Genomic DNA, 23,018 nt, shown 5'->3' on the forward strand with positions numbered 1-23,018 from the left:
TGCGCGGCATTCCACATCCGAGGGTTCCAATGCTGCCCGAAGCCTTCCCGGCGCTTGTCGCGCTGGCCATCGCCACGCTGTTCACGCCGGGCCCCAACAACGCGATGCTCGCCGCGTCGGGCGCGAACTTCGGCTTCCGCCGGACGATCCCGCATTGGCTGGGCGTGGCGACCGGCTTCCCGCTGATGCTGCTCGTGGTCGGCCTCGCGCTCGGCGGGCTCTTTCAGGCGAGCGCGATCCTCCGCGAGACGCTGCGCTGGGGCGGCGCGGCGCTGCTCCTCTGGATCGCCTGGAAAGTCGCGACTTCGGGCGGAATAGGGTCTAAATCGGCCGATGCGCGGCCGATGACCTACATCGAGGCGCTGGGCTTCCAATGGGTCAATCCCAAGGCCTGGTCGATGGCTGTCGCGGCGACCTCGCAGTTCATCCTGCCGGCGGCGCCGATCACCACGGCGGCGATCGTCACCGCGGTGTTCCTGACGCTCGGCCTCGGTTCGGGCGCGACCTGGTGTTACGCCGGGCAGGCGATTGCGCGCTGGTTGACCACGGCGAAGCGGCTCAAGGTCTTCAACCTCGTTATGGCCGCGCTGATCGTGCTGTCGATCGTGGAACTCGTGCGGCACTGAGTTTGCCTTTCCCGCGCGCGGCGCTATATCCGTTCGGCAACCCGAAAGGCCCCGCCGATGTTCCGGTTCTTCGAGAACCTCGTCGATCCCTATGCGTCCTATGAAGAAAAGGACGCGCCGCCGCAGCAGGTCCTGCGCTTCCTGATGGATTATGCCCGGCCGTTCCAAACAGTCTTCGCGGTAACGGGGGCGCTGAAGATGGTGGTGGCGGCACTGGAGGTCGGGCTGATCTGGTATGTCGGGCGGCTCGTGGACCTGCTCGCCGCGGGCTCGCCGGCCGAGGTCATGCGCGCGCACGGGCTAGAATTCGCCGTTGCCGCGGTCACGGTCCTCGTGCTGCGGCCGATCGTTTCCGGGATCGACGTGGCGCTTCTGCACAATGCGATCCTGCCGAACTTCGCCACGCTGATTCGCTGGCGGTCGCACCGCCACGTCCTGCGTCAGCCGGTCGGCTGGTTCGAGAACGACTTCGCCGGCCGCATCGCCAACCGGATCGTGCAGACGCCGCCCGCCGCCGGAGATGCGGTGTTCCAGACCTTCGATGCGGTCGCTTTCGCGGTGGCGACGCTGATCGGGTCTGCCGCGCTCCTGTCGAGCGCCGATCCGCGGCTGGTCGTGCCGCTTCTGGTCTGGATCGCGCTTTATGTCGCGCTCCTGCGCTGGACGGTGATGCATGTCGGACCGGCCTCCACGGCGGCGTCGGATGCGCGCTCGCTCGTCACGGGGCGGATCGTCGACAGCTACACCAATATCCATTCGGTCAAGATGTTCGCGCATCACGACCGGGAGATCGCCTATACTGGCGAGGCGATCGAGATCGCCCGCGAGAAGCTCCAGGCGGAAATGCGGATCCTCACAAGGATGGATGTCGCCCTGACTGCGCTGAACGGCTTCCTGATCGTCTCGGTCACCGGGCTCGCCTTGATGCTCTGGTATTCCGGGCAGGCGACCGTCGGGCTTGTCGCGGCGGCCACCGCGCTCGTCCTCAGGCTCAACAACATGACCTACTGGATCATGTGGGCGACCTCGAACCTCGTCCAGGCTCTGGGCGTCGTCGCGGAAGGGATGGAGACCATCGCCCAACCGATCACGCTCACCGACCGCGCCGGGGCGAAGCCGCTCGCTTTCCGTGAAGGCAAGATCGAAATCCAGTCGCTGGCCCACCATTACGGCCGCGGGTTCGGCGGGCTCGCCAGCGTCGATCTGACGATCAATCCGGGCGAGAAGATCGGGCTCGTCGGCCGCTCCGGTTCAGGCAAGTCGACGCTCGTGAAGCTTCTGCTGCGGTTCTACGATGCCGAAGGCGGTCGGATCCTGATCGACGGGCAGGACATCGCCGCGGTGACGCAAGACAGCCTGCGCCACAGCATCGGCGTGGTACAGCAGGATAGTTCGCTCCTGCACCGCTCGGTGCGCGACAACATCCTCTACGGCCGGCCCGAGGCGACCGAGGCGGAGATGATCGAGGCCGCGACACGGGCCGAGGCGCACGACTTCATCAGCGACCTGACCGATCCCGGAGGCCGTACCGGCTATGACGCGCAGGTCGGGGAACGCGGGGTGAAGCTGTCTGGCGGCCAGCGGCAGAGGGTGGCGCTCGCGCGCGTGATCCTGAAGAACGCGCCGATCCTTGTCCTGGACGAGGCGACCTCGGCGCTCGACAGCGAGGTCGAAGCCGCGATCCAGGAGACGCTTTACAGCGTCATGGAGGGAAAGACCGTGATCGCCATCGCCCACCGGCTTTCGACCATCGCCCGGATGGACCGGATCGTGGTGCTCGACGATGGTCGCATCGCCGAAGCGGGAACTCACGCCGAGCTTATTTCGAAAGGCGGCCTTTACGCCCGTTTCTGGGAAAGGCAGTCTGGCGGCTTCATTGGAACGGACGAGGAGCAGGAGGCCGCGGAATGAAGATGGGCGACATGATCGACGCCTTCCGCCCCGCCGAAGGCCCGCCGCCGAGGACGCTCGGCGCCTTTATGCTCTGGTGCCTTTCCGGCGCCTGGGGGCCGCTCGTGCTGGCGGCGATCCTTTCGGCCACGGCCGGCACGATGGAGGTCGTCACTGCCTGGTATCTCGGCGCGGTCGTCGATCTCGCGACCTCTGCCAGCGCCGCGACGATCTTCACCGACCACTGGCCGCTGCTTCTGGGCTTCGTCCTCTTCCTCGTCGTGCTGCGCCCCGTTGCCTTCGGGCTTTCGGCGGCGTCGAACTCGATCGTGGTGCAGCCGAACGTGCTGCCGCTCGTGCTGTCGCGCCTGCATCGCTGGACGATGGGGCAGGCGGTCACCTTCTTCGACAACGACTTTGCCGGGCGGATCGCGCAGAAGCAGATGCAGGCCGCGCGCGCGGTGACCGATGTCGCGAGCGAGTCGATCAACACGATCGCTTTCGCGCTGGCCTCCATGATCGGGTCGGTGCTGTTCCTCCTGACCATCAATCCTTGGATGGCCGCGGCGCTGGGCGTCTGGATCATTGCCTATCTCGCCCTAATTCGCGCCTTCTTGCCCCGCGTGCGCGGCAAGTCGGCGGCGCGGGCCGGGGCGCGGGCGATGGTGACCGGGCAGGTCGTCGACACGATCACCAACATCAAGACCGTGAAGCTCTTCGCCCATGCCGATCACGAGGACAAGGCGGCTTTGCGCGCCATGTCGGGCTTTCGCGAGACCGCGCTCGACTTCGGGGTGCTCTCGGCCTGGTTCCGGCTGGCGCTGATGACCATTGCCGGGGTGCTGCCGGTGATCCTGATCGGCGGCACGCTCTGGCTCTGGTCGCACGGCCACGCAACGGCGGGGGACATTGCCGCTGCGGGGGCCGTCTCCATCCGCATCGCGCAGATGACGGGCTGGGTCAGCTTTACCCTCATGTCGATCTATGCCTCGATCGGCGAGGTGGAGGATGGCATCCGCACCCTGACCCCGCCGCATACGTTGACCGATGCGCCCGATGCCGGCCGGCTTCACCAGATCGCGGGCGAGGTTCGCTTCGACGATGTGAGCTTCGCCTATGGCCGCAAGAAGGGCGGGCTCGACGGGGTCAACTTGACGGTGCGGCCGGGCGAGAAGATCGGGATCGTCGGCGCCTCCGGTGCCGGAAAATCGACACTGGTGGCGCTGCTTCTCAGGCTCTATGACGCCGAAAAGGGGCGGATTCTGGTGGACGGGCGGGACGTTAGAGAGGTCACTCAGGAAAGCTTGCGCCGCCAGATCGGCATGGTCACGCAGGAAACCGCGATGTTCAACCGATCGGCGCGGGACAACATCCTCTACGGCCGCCCCGACGCGACCGAGGAGGAGATGATCGCCGCCGCCAAGGCCGCCGAGGCGGACGAGTTCATCAAGACATTGCAAGACCACAAGGGCCGCACGGGATACGAGGCTCACCTCGGTGAACGCGGTGTGAAACTGTCGGGCGGCCAACGCCAGCGCATCGCGCTTGCCCGCGCCTTCCTGAAGGACGCGCCGATCCTCGTGCTGGACGAGGCGACATCGGCGCTCGACAGCGAGGTCGAGGCGCAGGTGCAGGGCGCGTTGCACCGGGTGATGGAGGGCAAGACCGTGCTCGCGATTGCCCACCGGCTCTCGACCATCGCCGAGATGGACCGGATCGTGGTGCTCGATCAGGGCCGGATCGTCGAGGAGGGCAGCCATGCCGAGCTGCTGGCGCTCGGCGGTCTTTACGCGCGCTACTGGGATCGGCAGTCGGGCGGCTTCATCTGCGTCGAGGAGGCGGCGGAGTGAAGCTGACAATCGAGCGTCTCGGCCATCTCGGCGACGGGATCGCCGAAGGTCCGGTCTTCGTGCCGATGGTACTGCCCGGCGAGGTCGTCGAGGGCGAGGTCGAGGCCGGCCGCATGGCGAGCCCGAAGATCGTCTCGCCGTCGCCCGAACGGGTCAAACCCGCCTGTGCGCATTACCGCGCCTGCGGCGGCTGCGCGCTGATGCATGCCTCGGACGATTTCGTCGCGGACTGGAAGGCCGACGTGGTGCGTACAGCACTCGCCGCGCAGGGGCTGGAGGCGGAGTTCCGACCGGTCATCACCTCAGCCGCGCGCTCCCGACGCCGGGCGACGCTGGCCGGGCGGCGGACGAAGAAGGGCGCGCTCGTCGGCTTTCACGGCCGCGCCTCGGACACGCTCGTCGAGATACCGGGCTGCCTGCTTCTGCATCCCGATCTGATCGACGTGATGCCGGTCCTCAGCGAAATCACCATGCTCGGCGCCTCGCGGAAGGGCGAGCTCGCGCTTACCGTCACGCGCAGCGACGGTGGCGTCGATCTGGCGGTTTCGGGTGGAAAACCGCTGGAACAGAGCCTGTTTTCGGAACTTGCGCAGCTCGCCGATACCGCCGGTCTCGCCCGGTTGACCTGGGACGGAGAGCCGGTCGCCAATCGCCGTCCGCCGGCGCAGCGTTTCGGTGCCGCAAGCGTCGCGCCGCCGGCCGGCGCCTTCCTTCAGGCGACCGAAGACGGCGAGGCGGCGCTGGTCTGGGCGGTGCGGGACGCTGTCGGTGGCGCGCGGCGGATCGCCGATCTCTTTTCCGGCTGTGGCACCTTCGCGCTGCCCCTGGCCGAGACCGCCGAAATCCATGCGGTCGAGGGCGAGGCCACGATGCTCGCCGTGCTCGACGCGGGGTGGCGGCGCGCCGAGGGGCTGCACCGGGTCACGACCGAAGCGCGCGATCTGTTCCGGCGGCCGCTGCTGCCGGACGAGCTGAAACGATTCGACGCCGTGGTGATCGATCCGCCCCGCGCGGGGGCCGAGGCGCAGGCGCGCGAACTCGCGGGTTCGGGGGTTCCCGTCATTGCTGCGGTCTCGTGCAACCCAGTGACATTTGCGCGTGATTCGCGAATCATCACGGCCGCCGGCTACCGCCTCGACTGGGTGCAGGTCGTTGACCAGTTCCGCTGGTCACCGCACGTCGAGTTGGTGGCGCGGTTCGTACGCTGACCGGATCTCGCATCGGCGGAAATCTGCCTGCTTCCGAAACGATCCGGTTGCGTGTAAAATCGAAAAAAACAAAGTACGCAGGCAAGGGCAGTGATCATGTTGAACCGCAGATCATTCATGTGGATGGCGGCGCTGGGCGTGCTGGCCGGGTGCGGGTCGAAGTTCCGCACCTACAACGGGCCGGAGGTCACCCGCATCGTCATCTACAAGGGCGAGCGCAAGATGCATCTCGTTCACGGTACTAGGGCGCTCAAGAGCTACAAGATCGCGTTGGGCGGGAATCCGATCGGGGACAAGCAATATGAAGGCGACCAGCGCACGCCAGAGGGCGCGTACCTGATCGACCGGCGCAACCCGAACAGCGGCTATCACCTGTCGCTCGGCATCTCCTATCCGAACGAACAGGACGTCGCCCAAGCGAAAGCGTTGGGAAAGTCGCCGGGGGGCGACATCTTTATCCACGGCAGGGCGCGCAAGAACCGTGGTCGGGGCAAGGACTGGACGGCGGGCTGCATCGCCGTCAAGGACCGCGAGATGGAAGAGGTCTACTCCATGGTCCGGGAGGGAACGCCCATCTACATCCTGCCATAAGAAAAGGCGGCCCGATGGCCGCCTTTTTCACTTGGTAAGAAAAGTTTAACCGCCAGTCACCAGCGTCCACCAGATCTTTCCGCCGGGCTCCTGATACCAGGAGAAGCCGACATCGCGCGCGTTCGGATCGAGGATCACCGCACGCGTGTCCGGCAGGTCCATCCAGGCCGAGAGCGTCTCGAGCTCGGTCTCGTAGGTCTCCGATATGTTCTCGCCGAGCATCATGCCGGGATAGCCCGCGCGCTGCACCCGCAGAAGCGGCGAGGAGCCGTCAGACCCGAAATGCCAAGGCCGGTTCTGGACGGCCATGTCGCGCGAATGGGTCGCGGCGGCGGCGGTGAGCTGGGAATTCAGGGTCAGCGGCGCGGCGCCCGCGGCGCTGCGCAGCGTGTTGACCGAATCCACCATCGAATAGGTGACGCGGCCCTCGTCGCCCGGCTTGATCACATAGGCCTTGGGCAGCGGACGTCCGTCCGGACCGACGGCCGGCGGTGTCGTGGCACAGCCCGCGACGGTCAGCGCGGCGACAAGAAACAGGCCGAGAAGTCTTATCATGGAATGGCTACCTTCGTTTCTGCAATCCCGTCCTTTACAGGCTCGGCCAACAGTGTTCAAACGCGTTCTTGCGCGATCGGCATGTTCTGACGGCAGCGTGAATTGAGAATTCCTGCCGGTGCCGATAATCTGCGCCGCGTCACGGGCAACGGCCCGCCTAATAACATCGGAATAAGGTGACCTGAGGATGAGCTCCAATCCCACCCGCACATTCAGCCGCCGCGCGGTCCTGGGAACCGCGGCCGCGTTCGGCGCGACGCTCGCGGCGCCCGCGCTGGCGCAGACCGGCCCCGAGACATACGAGGTCGAGGGCGATATCGGCTCCAACACCCGCCGCAACGTCTCGAGTTTCCGCTCGTTGCAGTGGCAGCCGTATTTCAGCAACACGCGGAACGGCGCGGTCCTCGTCGACACGACCTCGCGGGCGCTGCATTTCTGGTCAGAAGATCAGACAATCTACCGGCTCTATCCGACCAGCGTGCCGCTGACCGAGGATCTGACCCGTCGTGGCCGGACCGAGATCGTGCGCAAGATCGTGGGACCGGAATGGCGCCCGACGCCGGAAATGAAGAAGCGCAACCCGGAGTGGCCGGATTACGTCGGGCCGGGACCCGACAATCCGCTCGGCACCCACGCGCTGTACCTGTCGTGGCAGTATTACCGGATCCACGGCACGCATGACACGCGCAAGATCGGTCGGCGCTCGTCCAACGGGTGCGTCGGCCTGTATAACGAACACATCGCCGAATTGTATTCGCTCACGCAGGTTGGCACACAGGTGTTGCTAATTTGACTACAAGCATGAAACCTTTGGTATTACCCGCTAACTGCCGGTTGCAATGCTGGAATCTTGTGCGCTAGTGGGTAATACGAGGTGAAGAATGAAACTGTGGCGGACCTCATCGCAAATTTCGCCACGGCTTAAATGGAGAGAATACATGAAAAAGCTCGCGCTCGCCGCTGCACTTTCGATTTCCGCCACCACCGCTTTCGCCGGCGGCATGGCTGAGCCGGTCATGGAGCCGGAGCCGATCGTCGAAGAGCAGTCCAGCAGCTCGTCGGCCGGTATCGTTGTCGGTATCCTCGCGCTCATCCTGATCGCGGCCGCGGCGGCCAACTGATCGGACGCACGTTCTTCGAGGAAAAGGCGGTGGCTTTGTCCACCGCCTTTTTCTTTGCCTGAAATCCGGAACCGATCAGGCAATCCAGCCCGCCAGATTGTCGGTGATGACCGAAATCAGTGCCGCGATATGCGCGTCGTCGTCGTTGAGGCAGGGAATGTAGGTGAAGCTTTCGCCGCCTGCATGTTCGAACGCCTCGCGGATCTCGCCCTGGATCTCTTCCAGCGTCTCGATGCAATCGGCCGAAAAGGCCGGCGATATCACCGCGATTCGCTTCTTGCCCGCCTTCGCGAGTTCGACAACATGCTCCACAGTATAGGGGCGCAGCCATTCCTCGGGGCCGAAGACCGACTGGAACGTGGTGTCGATCGCGCCCTCGCCCCAGCCGAGCCGTTCGCGCAGGAGCCGTGAGGTCTTCTGGCACTGGCAGTGATAGGGGTCGCCCTCCATCAGGTAGCGCTTCGGCATCCCGTGGTAGGACGCGACGAGCACATCGGGCCTCTGGTCGAGCGTTGCATAGGTGCGCTCCACCGACTGTGCCAGCGCCTCTATATAGAGCGGATGGTCGAAGTACTCGGGCGTGGTGCGGGCCGCAGGCTGGCGTTTCTCTTCCATCAGGGCGCGGAAGAACTGGTCGTTCGCGGTGGCCGAGGTCGCGCCGGCATATTGCGGGTAGAGCGGCAGGAACAGGATCTTCTCGCAGCCCGCGGCCACCATCCGGCGCACGACGCTCGCTGTCGAGGGGTTGCCGTAGCGCATGCAGAACTCGACCATCACGCCGTCACCGAACTGCGCCGCCGCGGCTTCGCGCAGCTTCGCGACCTGCGCTTTCGTGATTGTCATCAGCGGGCTTTCGCCCTCCTCGTGGTTCCAGATCGACTTGTAGTTCGCGCCAGAGGTGAAGGGCCGTTTCGACAGGATGATGAGCTGCAGGAGCGGCTGCCACTTCCACGACGGATAGTCGATGACTCGCTTGTCGGAGAGGAACTCGCTCAGGTAGCGCCGCATCGGCCAATAATCGTAGCCGTCCGGCGTGCCGAGATTTGCGACGAGGATGCCGATGCGCGACCGCGCCACCGGCGGGTGGTCGGCCGGTGCATGGACGAGGCGCCCGTCGCCGGGTCGGTCGATCTTGTCCTTCATGTCCGCTCCCTTGCTGTCCGGGTTCCGAGATAGCCGGATTGGCGCCCGCGTCAATGATCGCCCGACTTCGAGAAGGGCCCGAGCGGCGTCTCAGTCGCGCCAAGCGCATCCGCGAGCCGCGATGCGGCTGAGCCGGGACGGAGCGGCTGCTGCTGGCTCGGATCCGGCGCCCAGCCGGTGAGGAAGATCATTTCGAAGGTCGCGGCGATGCGGTGATCGACAGCGGGATAACTCTCGGCATAGATACGCGCCGCCTCGGGGAAGAGCGCGCGCGGAGCCGCCCGCCGGGGACGGGAACTGAGCGCGTTGCCTTCGCCCATCGCCCTCAGGTCGGAGATCAGGTGAAAGGCGGTGCGGTAGGTCACGGTCTTCCTCGCCGCGTCCGCGACCGGCAGCGCGAAGCCCGCGCGCTGTAAAAGCGCGCCGAGATCGCGGATCTCGCCCATCGGCAGGACGCGCGCCGACAGCCCACCGGTGAGCCGGCTTTCGGCCTCGGCGAGCGCGGCGCGGAGCTCGGCGAGCGTTCGCCCGCCGAACATCGCGCCGAGAAACAGCCCGTCCGGTTTCAGCGCCCGCCGGCATTGCACGAGCTGGCCGACCGGATCGTTCGCCCAATGCAGCGCGAGGCCGTGAATCACCAGGTCATGTGCGCCGGGTTCCAGATCGAGTGTTTCGGTGTCCTCGACAATCCGCGCTCCAGGCAGAATTGTCGACCACGCCTCAGGAAAACCGGTGACGATCGCCGGTGCGGTAAACCGTTTGTTAACCTCGCCCAGCCTTTCCTCGATCTCGGCGGCGGCCTCGTCATGCAGGAAGGTCTCGGCACCCTGCCTAACGGCACGGGCGCGGTTGCGGCGAAGTGCTGCGCGGTCGGTGAGGGGCGTAGGCTGGGTCATGATGGGCGAAACTAGAAGCCTTCGGGGCGGAATGCAAAGCGCGCTTTCACTCCTCTTTCCGCCCCAATGCATCAGCTGCGGCGAGCCGACCGATGCCGATTTTGGCCTCTGCGGCCCATGCTGGCGCACGACACCCTTCATCACGGGCCTCGTATGCGACCGCTGCGGCGCACCGCTGCCCGGCGAGGACGAGGGCCGGGCGGAGTATTGCGACGACTGCCTGACGCTCGCGCGTCCCTGGCAGCGCGGGCGCGCGGCGATGCTCTACACCGACAACGGCCGCAAGCTGGTGCTTGCGCTGAAACACGGCGACCGGCTCGACCTCGCGCGACCGGCCTCCGACTGGCTCCTGCGCGCGGCGCGGCCGATTGTCACGCCGGGCATGCTCGTGGTGCCGGTGCCGCTCCACTGGACGCGGCTCCTGCGGCGGCGTTTCAATCAGTCGGCGGAGCTGTCTAAAGCGCTCGCGCGCAAGGCCGGGCTCGACCATTGCCCGGATTTGCTGCAGCGCGCGCGGCGGACCGCAAGCCAGGACGGCCGCGACCGCGACGGGCGTTTCCGCAATGTCGCGGGCGCGATCCGGCTCCATCCCCGTCGTGGCAATATGGCCCGGGACCGGGACATCCTGCTCGTCGACGACGTGATGACCTCGGGCGCGACTCTCGCGGCGGCGGCCGATGCCTGCCTTGGCGCGGGTGCCGCCTCGGTCTCGGTCCTGGTTCTGGCACGCGTTGCGAAGGATGCCTAAATCCCTATAGTCGCCCCGACCAAAGGATCAGGACCTTCATGCCCCGCGTCGAGATCTACACCACCCCCTGGTGCCCCTATTGCCTTGCCGCCAAGCGGCTGCTGCTTGCCAAGGGCGTCGCCTTCGAGGAGATCGACGTCTCGGGCGACCCCGAGCTTCGCGCCGCGATGATGGAGCGCGCGCATGGCCGCTACACGGTGCCGCAGATTTTCATCGACGGGGAACATATCGGCGGATCGGACGACCTCCACGCGCTCGACCGGATCGGCAAGCTCGATCCCATGCTGGCGGCTTGAGAGATGAAGGCGGCGCTTCTGCAACTCTCGTCCAGCGACGACCCGGCGGAAAACCTGCCGGTTGTCCGGGCGATGGTGCGGGAGGCCGCCGCTACGGGGGCCGGCTTCGTGCTGACGCCCGAGGTCACCAACTGCGTGTCCTCGGACCGCGGGCATCAGAACGCGGTGCTGCGCCACGAGGAGGATGATTCGACACTTGCCGCCCTTCGGGCCGAGGCGACGGAGCTTCGCCTCTGGCTGCTGATCGGCTCGCTCGCGCTCAAGACCCATGACTCGGACGGGCGTTTCGCCAACCGCTCGTTCCTGATCGGACCCGATGGCGCGATCGCCGCGCGCTACGACAAGATCCACATGTTCGACGTCACGGTGTCGGAGACCGAGCAGTACCGGGAATCGGCCGGCTACCGACCCGGTGCCCGCGCGGTGCTGGCGGAGGCGCCCTTTGCCCGGATCGGCATGACGGTCTGCTACGATGTCCGCTTCCCGCATCTCTACCGCCGCCTTGCCAAGGCCGGGGCCGAGGTGCTGACGGTGCCCGCCGCCTTCAACGACACCACGGGTGCGGCGCATTGGGAGTCTCTCCTGCGCGCCCGCGCGATCGAGAACGGCGCCTATGTGCTCGCCCCGGCCCAGACCGGCAGTCACGCCGCACATGGCGGCCGGCCGCGTCGGACCCATGGCCATTCGCTTGCCATAGCACCCTGGGGCGAGGTCATTTGCGACGGTGGGACCGGGGTCGGCATCAGCTATGTGGACCTCGACTTGGCCGAGGTGGCGAAGGCGCGCGGGCGGGTGCCCTCGCTCATCCATGACCGCGACTACGAGGGGCCGTGAGCGATGGCAGAGACCCACGATCCTTTGGCCATCGCGCTCTTCTCCGAGGTCTTCATGGCCGACCAGCTTGCGCGCAACCTCGTGAGCCGGGCGCTGCCGAAAGGGATGGAGCTCAGCCATTTCTCGGTGCTGAACCACCTTGCCCATGTGAACGACGAACGCTCGCCGGCGCAGCTCGCTGATGCCTTTCACGTCACCCGTGGGGCAATGACCAACACGTTGAGCAAGCTCGAATGGGCGGGCCACATCCATATACGGCCCGATTGGGACGACGCGCGGCGCAAGTTTGTCTCGATCAGCCCGGCCGGCCGCGCCGCGCGCGATGCCGCACTTGCCTCCGTTGCGCCGATCATCGGCGATGTCGTCAAGGCGATCGGGTCCGACAAGGTGCGCGCGGTCCTGCCGATCCTGCGCGAACTCAGGCTACGGCTCGACAAGGCGTAAGGGTCAGCGCCGAAGGCCCGCCGCGACGTAGTTGACAGAAAGGTCGCGGTCCGAGATCGACCATCGCCAGCTCACCGGATTGAAGACGAAGCCCTTGCGGTCGATCGGGTCGAGTTCCGCCGCGCGCATCAAGCCAAAGAGCTCGTCCGGTGTGATGAACTTCGCCCAGTCATGGGTGCCCTTCGGCAACCAGCGCATCACCCATTCGGCGCCGATGATCGCGGCGAGAAAGCTCTTGGTGTTGCGGTTGATGGTCGAGGCAATCATCAGCCCGCCGGGCTTCAGAAGCTCGCGGCAGGTGGTCACGAAGGCTTGCGGGTCGGCGACATGCTCGACGATCTCCATCGCGAGGACAATGTCGAAAACCTCGCCCGCCGCCGCGAGCGCTTCGGCGGTGGTGTGACGGTAGTCGATATCGAGTCCCTGCGCTTGGGCATGAAGCCGGGCGACGGGAATGTTGCGCGCCGCCGCGTCGGCGCCGACGACGGTGGCGCCGAGCCGCGTCATCGGTTCGCTGAGAAGCCCGCCGCCGCAGCCGATATCAAGCAGCCGCAAGCCGTCGAAGGGGCGTTCCGCCGCCAGGTCGCGGCCGAATTCGGCGGCGATCTGGCGGGTGATGTAATCGAGCCGGACGGGGTTCATCATGTGCAAAGGCTTGAACTTGCCATGCGGATCCCACCATTCGGCGGCCATCGCCTCGAACTTCGCCACTTCGGCGGGATCGACCGTGTTGGTCTCGCGGTGCATCATCGTCTCCGGCATTTCCTGTCGGACCCCATAGCGGGCCGCTTCGATTGCGTTATATAATTCAATCATGGACCGGGACGCAGGGCAAAAGCGCGCAGGCGCCTTTCTTTATCCGCAGATCGAACCGTTCGATCAGCGCATGATGAATGTCGGCGACGGCCACCAGATCTACGTCGAACAGTGCGGCCATCCCTCGGGCCTGCCGGTTGTGATCCTGCATGGCGGGCCGGGCGGCGGCTGCTCGCCCGCGATGCGGCGCTATTTCGACCCCTCGGTCTACCGGGTGATCCTCTTCGACCAGCGCGGTTGCGGCCGCTCGCGGCCCCATGCCAGCGTCGAGTCGAACACGACCTGGCACCTCGTCGCCGATATCGAGCGGATCCGCGAAGCGCTTGGCATCCGCAACTGGATCGTCTTCGGTGGCAGCTGGGGCGCGACGCTCGCTTTGATCTACGCGCAGACCCATCCCGACCGCGCCCGCCACCTCGTGCTGCGCGGCGTGTTCCTGATGACCGAGGGCGAGCTCGGCTGGTTCTATGGCGGCGGCGCCGGGGCGTTCTGGCCCGACCGCTGGGCCGATTTCACCCGGCCGATCCCGCAGGATGAACACGACGACATGATCGCCGCCTACCATCGCCGCCTGTTCTCCGGCGACCGCGCCGAGGAGACCCGCTACGCCCGCAGCTGGGCGGCCTGGGAGAACGCGCTCGCCAGTGTCGAGCATGACGGGATCGTCGGCGAGGCGCCGGCCGACTATGCCCGCGCGTTTTCCCGGCTCGAGAACCACTATTTCCTCAACAAGGGTTTCCTTGAGGCCGACGGCCAGATCCTTCGCGACCTTGCGAAGCTGCGCGATGTTCCCGCGACGATCGTGCAGGGCCGCTACGACATGATCTGTCCGCCGGTCTCTGCCTGGACGCTGGCGCAGAACTGGGCGCGCGCCGATCTGCGGATGGTCGCGAAAGCCGGTCACGCGCTTTCCGAAGCCGGGATCAGCGCCGAACTGGTGCGGATCATGGACGGGCTTCGGGCCTGAGCCTCACGCCATCGGGATTTGACGCCTGCCGGTTGCGCGCCGACACTGCCCGTTGAGCCTAAGGGAGAAGCGCATGACCGATGACACCAAAGTTACCATCGAGGCGCGCGAGAACGGGCCCTTCGTGGTCAAGCGGTTGACCCGCCTGAAGGGCGAGGACGGGGCGATGCTGGAAACGAAGCCCGTCACCACGCTTTGCCGGTGCGGCCACAGCGCCAAAAAGCCCTTCTGCGACGGCAGCCACAAGCGCGTGGGCTTCGAGTCGGACGCGGAGATCCCGGCCGCCGGGCGCGACCGGCTGATCGCCTATGAGGGCGAGGAGGTCACCGTGACCTACAACCCTCGGCTATGCTCCCACGCCGCCGAATGCGGCCGCATCGCCGGGAATGTCTTCAACCCGGCGGAAAAGCCCTGGGTCCAGCCAGACAAGGGCAGCCGCAACGAGATCGAGTCAGTCATCGCCGCCTGTCCCTCCGGCGCGCTTGCGCTCGCGGGGCCCGAGCACCTGATGCCGTCCGGCCGCGCCGAGATCGAGGTGCAAAAGAACGGACCCTACTGGGTGCTCGGTCCCGAGCTTGTCGGCGCGTCGCCATCGGGCGAGGGGGCGAGCCGCGAGAAGTACGTCCTTTGTCGCTGCGGGCTCTCGGGCAACAAGCCCTTTTGCGACGGCAGCCACCGCGACAAGGGCTGGAAGAGCGGGACGTAGGACCGCCCCGCATCTGCGCTTGCAGACTCGCCCCCTTTCACCTATATCCCCCTCAACAGCGCGGCTACGGGGTCCAAACTCGCAGCCCACCGGGAAAGATCGACGGGCCGCTGGGCCCGTTTTTTATTGCCCGAAGCCAGGACAGAACGAGACAGATGACCGAACTGATCGCCAAGACCGCCATCGACCGGCGCCTCGCCGAGATCGTGACCCCGACCATCGAAGGTCTCGGGTTCGAACTCGTGCGGATCCGGCTCATGGGCGGCAATACAAAGACGCTGCAGATCATGGCCGACCGGCCCGAGGGTGGCATCGACGTCGACGACTGCGGGAAGATTTCCGTCGCGGTCTCGGCTGTCCTCGATGTCGAGGACCCGATCGACGAAGCCTATCACCTCGAGGTCTCCTCGCCCGGCATCGACCGGCCGCTGACCCGGCTCAAGGATTTCGACGCCTGGAAGGGCTACGAGGCCAAGATCGAGACCTCCGAGCTCATCGACGGGCGCAAGCGGTTCAAGGGCCAGATTGCCGGGACCGAGGGCGACGAGGTGCTGATCGAGATCGAGGAAGGCACGATCGGGCTCAAGTTCGACTGGCTCTCGGACGCCAAGCTGGTGCTGACCGACGAGCTGATCACCGAAATGCTGCGGCAGAAGAAGGCCACCCAGGCCGTCGACGAATCCGCGTTTGACGACATCGAAGAAGAGACTTCCGAGGAGGAGTGAATGGCGATTACCTCTGCCAACCAGCTGGAGCTGCTGCAAACCGCCGAAGCGGTCGCGCGCGAGAAGATGATCGACCCCGGCCTCGTGATCGAGGCGATGGAGGAAAGCCTCGCCCGCGCCGCGAAGTCTCGCTACGGGGCCGAGATGGACATTCGCGTCGCGATCGACCGCAAGACCGGGCGCGCCACCTTCACCCGCGTCCGCACCGTCGTCGAGGATGACGCGGTGGAGAACTACCAGGCCGAGATGACGGTCAAGCAGGCCAAGCAGTACTTGGCCGATCCCCAGATCGGCGACGTCTTCGTCGAGGAAGTGCCGCCGGTCGATCTTGGCCGGATCGCGGCGCAGTCGGCCAAGCAGGTCATCCTCCAGAAGGTGCGCGAGGCAGAGCGCGACCGCCAGTTCGAGGAATTCAAGGACCGCAAGGGCACGATCATCAACGGCGTGGTCAAGCGCGAGGAATACGGCAACATCATCGTCGATATCGGCCGTGGCGAGGCGATCCTGCGCCGCAACGAGAAGATCGGCCGCGAGAGCTACCGCCCGAACGACCGCATCCGCTGCTACATCAAGGACGTGCGCCGCGAGCCGCGCGGGCCGCAGGTGTTCCTTTCCCGCACCGATCCGCAGTTCATGGCCGAGCTCTTCAAGATGGAAGTGCCGGAGATCTACGACGGCATCATCGAGATCAAGGCCGTGGCCCGCGATCCCGGTTCGCGCGCGAAGATCGGCGTCATCTCCTATGACAACTCGATCGACCCGGTCGGCGCCTGCGTCGGCATGCGCGGCTCGCGCGTGCAGGCGGTGGTGAACGAGCTTCAGGGCGAGAAGATCGACATCATCCCGTGGAACGAGGACCAGGCGACGTTCCTCGTCAACGCGCTGCAGCCCGCCGAGGTCGCGAAGGTCGTGATCGATGAGGAGGCCGGCAAGATCGAGGTCGTGGTGCCGGACGAGCAGCTCTCGCTCGCCATCGGCCGCCGTGGCCAGAACGTGCGGCTCGCCTCGCAGCTCACCGGTCTCGACATCGATATCCTCACCGAGGAAGAGGAAAGCCGCCGGCGTCAGGCGGAATTCGCCGAGCGCACCAAGCTCTTCGTCGAGGCGCTCGATCTCGACGAGTTCTTCGCCCAGCTTCTGGTCGCGGAAGGCTTCACCAGCCTCGAGGAGGTTGCGTATATCGAGATCGACGAGCTTCTGTCGATCGAGGGCGTCGACGAGTCGACCGCCGAGGAGCTTCAGGCGCGCGCCCGCGACGTGATCGAGGAGCAGAACCGCAAGGCGCTCGAGAACGCCCGCGCGCTGGGCGTCGAGGACAGCCTGATCTCGTTCGAGGGGCTGACGCCGCAGATGGTCGAGGCGCTGGCGAAGGACGACGTCAAGACGCTCGAGGACTTCGCGACCTGCGCAGACTGGGAACTGGCCGGCGGCTGGACCACCGTGAACGGCGAGCGGGTCAAGGACGAGGGCATCCTCGAGAAGTTCGACATGAGCCTCGAAGAGGCGCAGCACCTCGTGATGACCGCGCGAATCCAGCTCGGCTGGGTCGATCCGGCCGAGCTTGAGGCCGAGGCCGAAGAGGGCGAGGAAGAAGAGGAGGCCGAGGCCTGACAGGGGCCTCGGGAGTTACGGCGATGACCCGCGGGGGAAGCGACAAGGTGAGGGACGAGCCGGAACGGCGCTGCATCGTCACGGGCGATGTGCAGCCGAAGGCCGGACTGATCCGTTTCGTCGTCAGCCCCGACGGGCAGGTTGTCGCCGATCTTGCCGGCAAGCTGCCGGGCCGCGGCATCTGGGTCACCGCCGACAGGGCGGCGATCCAGAAAGCGGCGGCGAAGGGGCTCTTCTCGCGAGCCGCGAAGGCGCCGGTCACGGTGCCCGCGGACCTCGCCGATCTGGTCGAGGCGGCCGTCGCGCGGCGGGTCGTCGACCTTGTGTCGCTCGCGCGCAAGGCGGGCCGCGCGGTCGCGGGTTTCGAGAAGGTGAAGGGCTGGCTCGCCGAGGGCAGGGCCAAGGTGCTGCTCCAGGCCTCCGACGGATCGGAGCGTGGAAAGGGCAAGCTCTGGACCCCGGAGGGCGGGCGCTGGTTCGGCTGCCTGACCTCCTCGGAACTCGGTCTGGCATTTGGCCGCGATAGTGTGATACATGGCGCGCTTGCCGCTGGCGGACTCTCTGCGCGTGTAGTAGAGGAAGCGGCAAAGCTTTCGGGTTTGCGAAAAGATGACGGCGGAAGGTCCGCCGGGAAGGATACGAAGTCGGCATGAGCGAAACAGACGGTAAGAAACCTCTCGGCCTCGGTGGCGGGCGTTCCGGCCAGGTGAAGCAGAGCTTCTCGCATGGCCGTACCAAGAGCGTCGTCGTCGAGACGAAACGCAAACGCGTCGTCGTGCCGAAGCCCGGTACCGCCCCGAGCTCGTCCGGTCCGGCCGGCGGTAAGGGCGCGGGCGATCCGTCGCGCCGCCCGGCAGGGATTTCCGATGCCGAGATGGAGCGCCGTCTGAAGGCGCTGCAGGCCGCCAAGGCGCGCGAGGTCGAAGAGGCCGCGCAGCGAGCCGCCGACGAGCGCCAGCGCGAGGAAGAGCGCGAGCGCCGCCGTGCCGAGATCGAGGCCAAGGAGCGCGAAGAGCGCGAGCGCGAAGAGGCGCTGAAGGCCAAGGCCGAGGAAGAGGCGCGCAAGGCCGAGGAAGCCGAGGCCCGCGCCGCGCGCAAGGACGAATTCAAGAAGCCCGCAGCCACGGCGCCGGCGCCGGTCGATCCGGCTGCCGCCGAGGCTGCCGCGAGCCGCGCAGAGACCAAGGGCGTCACCGTCGGCGGTCCGCGCAAGACCGACCGCGAGCGCGACACCCGCGGCGGCGCCGCCGACAAGGATTCCCGTGGCAAGGGTGCACGCGACGACAGCCGTCGCGCCGGCAAGCTGACGCTGTCCGAGGCGCTTTCGGGCGAAGGCGGGCGGCAGCGCTCGCTCGCCGCGATGAAGCGCAAGCAGGAACGCGCGCGGCAGAAGGCGATGGGGCAGTCGGTCCGTGCCGAGAAGCAGGTCCGCGACGTCCAGTTGCCGGAAACCATCGTGGTGCAGGAACTCGCCAACCGCATGGCCGAGCGCGCTGCCGATGTGGTTAAGTCGCTGATGAAGATGGGCATGATGGTCAACATGAACCAGCCCATCGACGCCGATACCGCCGAACTTATTATCGAGGAATTCGGCCACCGGGCCGTGCGCGTGTCGGATTCCGACGTCGAACAGGTCATCGACTCGGTCAAGGACAAGGCCGAGGATCTCCAGTCGCGCCCGCCGATCATCACGATCATGGGCCATGTCGACCACGGCAAGACCTCGCTTCTCGACGCGATCCGCCAGACAAACGTGGTCTCGGGCGAGGCGGGCGGAATCACCCAGCATATCGGCGCCTATCAGGTGACGACCGAGTCGGGGGCGGTGCTGACCTTCCTCGATACGCCGGGCCACGCTGCCTTCACGTCGATGCGCGCCCGTGGCGCGCAGGTGACGGATATCGTCGTTCTGGTCGTCGCCGCCGATGACGCGGTGATGCCGCAGACGATCGAGGCGATCAACCACGCCAAGGCCGCCAAGGTGCCGATGATCGTGGCCATCAACAAGTGCGACAAGCCCTCGGCCAATCCGCAGAAGGTGCGGACCGACCTTCTCCAGCACGAGGTCGTCGTCGAGGCGATGTCGGGCGAGGTGCAGGATGTCGAGGTTTCGGCCAAGACCGGCAAGGGGCTCGACAGCCTCCTCGAGGCGATCGCGCTTCAGGCCGAGATCCTCGAACTCAAGGCCAACCCGGAGCGCGCCGCGATGGGCGCGGTGATCGAGGCCAAGCTTGACGTCGGCCGAGGTCCGGTCGCCACGGTTCTCGTGCAGCACGGCACGCTGAAGCAGGGCGACATCTTCGTCGTCGGCGAGCAGTGGGGCAAGGTGCGCGCGCTGATCAACGACCAGGGCGAGCGGGTGAGCGAGGCCGGGCCGTCGGTGCCGGTCGAGGTGCTTGGCCTCAACGGCACACCGGAGGCGGGCGACGTCCTCAACGTCGTCGAGACCGAGGCGCAGGCCCGCGAGATCGCGAGCTACCGCGAGCAGGCCGCGAAGGACAAGCGCGCGGCGGCTGGTGCAGCGACGACGCTCGAACAGCTCATGGCCAAGGCCAAGGAAGACAAGAACATCTCCGAGCTGCCGATCGTGGTGAAGGCGGACGTGCAAGGCTCCGCAGAGGCGATCGTCCAGGCGATGGACAAGATCGGCAACGACGAGGTGCGCGTGCGCGTTCTGCACTACGGTGTCGGCGCGATCACCGAGTCCGATATCGGTCTCGCCGAGGCGTCGGGTTCGCCGGTCATCGGCTTCAACGTCCGCGCCAATGCGCCGGCGCGGGCCGCCGCGAACCAGAAGGGCGTGGAGATCCGCTACTATTCGGTGATCTACGACCTCGTGGACGACGTGAAGAAAGCAGCCTCGGGGCTTCTTTCGGCCGAGATCCGCGAGACGTTCATCGGCTATGCGTCGATCAAGGAAGTGTTCAAGGTGTCCGGCGTCGGCAAGGTCGCGGGCTGCCTTGTCACCGAGGGCGTGGCACGGCGGTCGGCCGGTGTCCGTCTCCTGCGCGACGACGTGGTGATCCACGAAGGCACGCTGAAGACGCTGAAGCGCTTCAAGGACGAGGTCAAGGAAGTGCAGTCCGGCCAGGAATGCGGCATGGCCTTCGAGAACTACGAGGACATCCGTCCGGGCGACGTGATCGAGATCTTCGAACGCGAGGAGGTCGAGCGCAAGCTCGCCTGATCACCGTCTCGACATCGGGAAAATCGGAAGGCCGCCCGAGTTCAGGCGGCCTTTTTCTTGGGCCGGTTACCGCGCGGCAGTCAAAGCCAGTCGCGCAGGATCGGGATGAGCGGGATGTCGGCGGGCGGCATCGGGTAGTTGCGCAGATCCTTCGGGCGGACCCAGGCCAGTTCCTGACCTTCGCGCGACTGCAGCATGCCCTTCCATTTCCGGCAGGCGAAGAGCGGCATCAGCAGGTGGAAGTCGTCGTAGGCGTGGCTCGCGAAGGTCAGCGGCGCGAGGCAGCTTGCCCAGGTGTCGATGCCGAGCTCCTCGTGCAGTTCGCGGATCAGGGCGGCCTCCGGCGTCTCTCCGGGTTCGACCTTGCCGCCGGGAAACTCCCACAGCCCCGCCATCGACTTGCCCTCCGGCCGGCGTGCCAGAAGCACCCGGCCGTCAGGGTCGATCAGCGCCACCGCCGAGACGAGGAGCGTCTTCACGATCGGTAGTCGGCGTTGATGTCGATGTAGCGATGCGTGAGATCGCAGGTCCAGACCGTGCGCGCGCCCTTGCCGAGGCCGAGGTCGACCGAGATCACGAGTTCGTCGCGCTTCATGTAGGCGGCCGCCTCCTCCTCGCTGTAGCCCGGGCTGCGCCAGCCCTTCTCGGCAAGGAGCAGGTCGCCGAGGCGGATCGACAGTGTGTCGCGGTCGGCTTTGGCGCCGGACTTGCCGACCGCCATGACGATGCGGCCCCAGTTCGGGTCCTGCCCGGCAATCGCGGTCTTGACCAGCGGCGAATTGGCGATCGCCATCGCAACGCGGTGAGCGTCGGCGGCATCGGCTGCGCCGGTGACGCGGATCTCGACGAATTTCGTCGCGCCCTCGCCGTCGCGCACCACCTGCTTCGCCAGATCCAGCATCACTGCGCCGAGCGCCTTCTCGAAGGCCTTCGAGGTCGCGGAACGCATGTCGCCGATCTCGGCTGCCGGGCTCTTGCCGGTCGCCGCGACGATCAGCGCGTCGGAGGTAGAGGTGTCGCTGTCCACCGTGATCGCATTGAACGAGGCGTCGACCTGGCGCGAGACCATCTTCTGCAGGTTGGCCGGCGCAATCTTCGCGTCGGTGAAGATGTAGACCAGCATCGTCGCCATGTCGGGCGCGATCATCCCCGAGCCCTTGGCGATGCCGGCGATGCGGATCGGCCCGCCGTCTCCCTCGATCTCGGCCGAGGCGCCCTTGGCGAAGGTGTCGGTGGTCATGATCGCCCGCGCCGCCAGTTCGATACCCCCGGCGTCGAGCGCCGACCGCAGGTCGCCGAGCTTCGCGATGATGCGGCCATGCGCCAGCGGTTCGCCGATCACGCCGGTCGACGAGGAGAAGACGCGCGATGCCGGGATCGAGAGCGCGCGGGCGACGCCGTCGGTGACCGCGTCGACCGATTCCTGCCCGGCCTTGCCGGTAAAGGCGTTGGCGTTGCCGGAGTTGACGACGATCGCCGCGCCTTCCTCGGAGGCGGGCTTCCCGGCGAGCTTGGCTTCGCAATCGAGCACGCAGGCCGAGCGGGTGGCCGATCGGGTGAATGCGCCGGCGATTGCGGTGCCGGGGGCGAGCCGCACCAGCATCACGTCGGTGCGGTTCTTGTAGCGCACCCCGGCCTCGACGGCGGCGAATTCCACGCCGTCGATCACCGGCAGCGCCGGAAAGCCGCCCATCGGCGCGAGTGGCGAGACCGGGCTCGGCTGCTTCACCCGAGAGCTGACCGCGTCAGCGCTGCTTGCGACCGCGTCGATTACGGCGTCGACGCCGGCCTCGACGGTCTCGCTCAGGGCAGGCAGCACGCGGTCCTCGATGGTCTTGCGCAGCCGCTTGACCTGATCCTTCAGCTTCTTCGCCTCGGCCTTCCAGTCGTCTTCCTTCTTGGCCATGTCGGTCCCCCGTTCCGGCTTTGTCAGTTGTCGATGAGCGCGGTGTTCTTGAGGATGGCGGGATCGATCCCCTCGACCATCTTCTCGACCTTAGCCGCCTCGGTCAGTTCCGTCACCTTGGCCTCGACAGCGTCGCCCTGCAACTCGCCTTCGAGCTCGGCGCGCACGTCTTCGATCGTCGGCGCGGTGGCGGCGCGGGTCTCGTTGAGCTTGATCAGGTGCCAGCCGAAATCGGACTGGACCGGATCGGAGACCGTGCCGGCCTCCATCGCCAGAACCGCGTCCTCGAAGGGCTTCACCATCATGCCGACGCCGAACCAGCCAAGGTCGCCACCCGCTTCCGCCGAACCACGATCGGTCGATTTCTCCTTGGCGATCACGGCGAAATCGGCGCCGCCGTCAAGCTCGGCCTTGATCGCCTTCGCCTCTTCCTCGGTCGAAACGAGGATATGGGCGGCGTTGTACTCGTTACCCGGATCGGTGTTGGCGTATTTCTCGTCGTAAAGCGACTGCACCGCCTCGTCGGTGACCGCCGAGGCGGCGGTTTTTTCGAGCGTGGTTCCGGCGAGGTAGCTGCGGCGCTGGTTGTCGAGGAAGAGCTCGTCGCGCTTGCCGGCCTCGGCGACCTCAGCGAGCGCGGCCTGCTGGATGATCTGGTCGAGGATACCGTTGAACAGCGTCTCGTCGTCGAGCTGGAGGTACTGCGGCGGCAGGCTCTCGCGCAAAGCGATCATGTGGCCAAGCTTGATGTCCACGCCGTTGACGGTGGCGACGACGGTCTCGGCGCTCGGCTCGGCGGCGAGGACGGGCGCCGACAGTACCAGTGACAGGGCGACAGCGCCAAGGCGGGAGGCCGGTTTCAGCATCGTTACAACTCCTCATCGGGCCGCGTAGGGGC

24 protein-coding genes are annotated in these 23,018 nt (G+C 66.5%); 17 read left to right on the forward strand and 7 right to left on the reverse strand.

Features of this window, described 5'->3' with window-relative positions; translation table 11 throughout:
* Nucleotides 1-29: 29 nt before the first annotated feature.
* From R5H32_RS07490 to R5H32_RS07510, 5 genes are all read left to right on the forward strand, one after another.
* A complete protein-coding gene (locus R5H32_RS07490; protein ID WP_318338064.1) occupies nt 30-626 on the forward strand; it encodes a LysE family translocator in 597 nt (198 codons plus the stop codon).
* A gap of 57 nt (nt 627-683) precedes the next feature.
* Nucleotides 684-2,537 (forward strand): ABC transporter ATP-binding protein, encoded by a 1,854-nt coding sequence (locus tag R5H32_RS07495; protein WP_318338065.1) that lies wholly within the window; start codon nt 684-686, stop codon nt 2,535-2,537.
* On the forward strand, nt 2,534-4,366 hold the full coding sequence (locus R5H32_RS07500; protein WP_318338066.1) for an ABC transporter ATP-binding protein: 1,833 nt from the start codon (nt 2,534-2,536) through the stop codon (nt 4,364-4,366). The genes R5H32_RS07495 and R5H32_RS07500 overlap by 4 nt, the downstream gene beginning before the upstream one ends.
* Nucleotides 4,363-5,574, forward strand: coding sequence for a class I SAM-dependent RNA methyltransferase (locus R5H32_RS07505; RefSeq protein ID WP_318338067.1), 1,212 nt, complete (start codon nt 4,363-4,365; stop codon nt 5,572-5,574). Before R5H32_RS07500 ends, R5H32_RS07505 begins: the two co-directional genes overlap by 4 nt.
* Before the next feature lie 123 nt (nt 5,575-5,697).
* Complete coding sequence (locus R5H32_RS07510; protein ID WP_318338068.1) at nt 5,698-6,165, forward strand: L,D-transpeptidase family protein; 468 nt, start codon at nt 5,698-5,700, stop codon at nt 6,163-6,165.
* A 45-nt stretch (nt 6,166-6,210) separates the two neighbouring features.
* Here R5H32_RS07510 and R5H32_RS07515 read toward each other — a convergent pair whose 3' ends face one another.
* Nucleotides 6,211-6,720, reverse strand: coding sequence for a CAP domain-containing protein (locus R5H32_RS07515; RefSeq protein WP_318338069.1), 510 nt, complete (start codon nt 6,718-6,720; stop codon nt 6,211-6,213).
* A gap of 187 nt (nt 6,721-6,907) precedes the next feature.
* On the opposite strand from R5H32_RS07515, the gene R5H32_RS07520 reads away from it, so the two are divergent.
* Nucleotides 6,908-7,513: a L,D-transpeptidase gene (locus R5H32_RS07520; RefSeq protein WP_318338070.1), complete on the forward strand. Its 606-nt coding sequence runs from the start codon at nt 6,908-6,910 to the stop codon at nt 7,511-7,513.
* Between the two features lie 145 nt (nt 7,514-7,658).
* The gene (locus R5H32_RS07525; RefSeq protein WP_318338071.1) at nt 7,659-7,841 is read left to right on the forward strand and encodes a hypothetical protein; all 183 of its coding nucleotides are present in this window, start codon (nt 7,659-7,661) and stop codon (nt 7,839-7,841) included.
* A gap of 75 nt (nt 7,842-7,916) precedes the next feature.
* Here R5H32_RS07525 and hemH read toward each other — a convergent pair whose 3' ends face one another.
* A complete protein-coding gene (hemH, locus tag R5H32_RS07530; RefSeq protein ID WP_318338072.1) occupies nt 7,917-8,984 on the reverse strand; it encodes a ferrochelatase in 1,068 nt (355 codons plus the stop codon).
* Between the two features lie 50 nt (nt 8,985-9,034).
* A complete protein-coding gene (locus R5H32_RS07535; RefSeq protein ID WP_318338073.1) occupies nt 9,035-9,880 on the reverse strand; it encodes a methyltransferase domain-containing protein in 846 nt (281 codons plus the stop codon).
* Between the two features lie 31 nt (nt 9,881-9,911).
* On the opposite strand from R5H32_RS07535, the gene R5H32_RS07540 reads away from it, so the two are divergent.
* From R5H32_RS07540 to R5H32_RS07555, 4 genes are read left to right on the forward strand one after another with little or no spacing between them, the layout of a single operon-like run.
* The gene (locus R5H32_RS07540) at nt 9,912-10,628 is read left to right on the forward strand and encodes a ComF family protein (RefSeq protein WP_318338074.1); all 717 of its coding nucleotides are present in this window, start codon (nt 9,912-9,914) and stop codon (nt 10,626-10,628) included.
* Nucleotides 10,629-10,666: 38 nt separating this feature from the next.
* Complete coding sequence (gene grxC / locus R5H32_RS07545; RefSeq protein WP_318338075.1) at nt 10,667-10,924, forward strand: glutaredoxin 3; 258 nt, start codon at nt 10,667-10,669, stop codon at nt 10,922-10,924.
* Between the two features lie 3 nt (nt 10,925-10,927).
* A complete protein-coding gene (locus R5H32_RS07550; RefSeq protein ID WP_318338076.1) occupies nt 10,928-11,758 on the forward strand; it encodes a carbon-nitrogen hydrolase family protein in 831 nt (276 codons plus the stop codon).
* Nucleotides 11,759-11,761: 3 nt separating this feature from the next.
* The gene (locus R5H32_RS07555; RefSeq protein ID WP_318338077.1) at nt 11,762-12,202 is read left to right on the forward strand and encodes a MarR family winged helix-turn-helix transcriptional regulator; all 441 of its coding nucleotides are present in this window, start codon (nt 11,762-11,764) and stop codon (nt 12,200-12,202) included.
* A 3-nt stretch (nt 12,203-12,205) separates the two neighbouring features.
* On the opposite strand, the gene ubiG is transcribed toward R5H32_RS07555, so the two are convergent.
* Nucleotides 12,206-12,949 (reverse strand): bifunctional 2-polyprenyl-6-hydroxyphenol methylase/3-demethylubiquinol 3-O-methyltransferase UbiG, encoded by a 744-nt coding sequence (ubiG, locus tag R5H32_RS07560; protein WP_412099004.1) that lies wholly within the window; start codon nt 12,947-12,949, stop codon nt 12,206-12,208.
* Between the two features lie 67 nt (nt 12,950-13,016).
* Between ubiG and pip the strand changes: the two genes are divergently transcribed.
* The 6 genes from pip (at nt 13,017) to infB (ending at nt 20,214) form a co-directional block, all read left to right on the forward strand.
* Nucleotides 13,017-13,985 (forward strand): prolyl aminopeptidase, encoded by a 969-nt coding sequence (gene pip / locus R5H32_RS07565; protein ID WP_318338079.1) that lies wholly within the window; start codon nt 13,017-13,019, stop codon nt 13,983-13,985.
* A 73-nt stretch (nt 13,986-14,058) separates the two neighbouring features.
* Nucleotides 14,059-14,691, forward strand: coding sequence for a CDGSH iron-sulfur domain-containing protein (locus R5H32_RS07570; protein ID WP_318338080.1), 633 nt, complete (start codon nt 14,059-14,061; stop codon nt 14,689-14,691).
* 155 nt (nt 14,692-14,846) lie between these two features.
* Entirely contained in the window at nt 14,847-15,416 is a 570-nt protein-coding gene (rimP, locus tag R5H32_RS07575; protein WP_263335230.1) for a ribosome maturation factor RimP, read from the forward strand.
* Nucleotides 15,417-17,027, forward strand: a complete 1,611-nt coding sequence (gene nusA / locus R5H32_RS07580; protein ID WP_318338081.1) for a transcription termination factor NusA — start codon at nt 15,417-15,419, stop codon at nt 17,025-17,027.
* Between the two features lie 23 nt (nt 17,028-17,050).
* Nucleotides 17,051-17,680 carry an RNA-binding protein gene (locus R5H32_RS07585; protein WP_318338082.1) on the forward strand — a complete coding sequence of 210 codons (630 nt, stop codon included), beginning with the start codon at nt 17,051-17,053 and terminating at the stop codon, nt 17,678-17,680.
* On the forward strand, nt 17,677-20,214 hold the full coding sequence (infB, locus tag R5H32_RS07590; RefSeq protein ID WP_318338083.1) for a translation initiation factor IF-2: 2,538 nt from the start codon (nt 17,677-17,679) through the stop codon (nt 20,212-20,214). Before R5H32_RS07585 ends, infB begins: the two co-directional genes overlap by 4 nt.
* A gap of 80 nt (nt 20,215-20,294) precedes the next feature.
* Here the strand turns inward: infB and mutT are convergent, their stop codons facing one another.
* From mutT to R5H32_RS07605, 3 genes are all read right to left on the reverse strand, one after another.
* Nucleotides 20,295-20,693, reverse strand: a complete 399-nt coding sequence (gene mutT / locus R5H32_RS07595) for an 8-oxo-dGTP diphosphatase MutT (protein WP_318338084.1) — start codon at nt 20,691-20,693, stop codon at nt 20,295-20,297.
* Nucleotides 20,690-21,907: a bifunctional glutamate N-acetyltransferase/amino-acid acetyltransferase ArgJ gene (gene argJ / locus R5H32_RS07600; protein ID WP_318338249.1), complete on the reverse strand. Its 1,218-nt coding sequence runs from the start codon at nt 21,905-21,907 to the stop codon at nt 20,690-20,692. The genes mutT and argJ overlap by 4 nt, the downstream gene beginning before the upstream one ends.
* A 236-nt stretch (nt 21,908-22,143) precedes the next feature.
* Nucleotides 22,144-22,986 (reverse strand): peptidylprolyl isomerase, encoded by an 843-nt coding sequence (locus R5H32_RS07605; RefSeq protein ID WP_318338085.1) that lies wholly within the window; start codon nt 22,984-22,986, stop codon nt 22,144-22,146.
* Nucleotides 22,987-23,018: the final 32 nt, after the last annotated feature.

The sequence above is a fragment of the Defluviimonas sp. D31 genome (genome assembly GCF_033436765.1).
GTDB lineage: Bacteria > Pseudomonadota > Alphaproteobacteria > Rhodobacterales > Rhodobacteraceae > Albidovulum.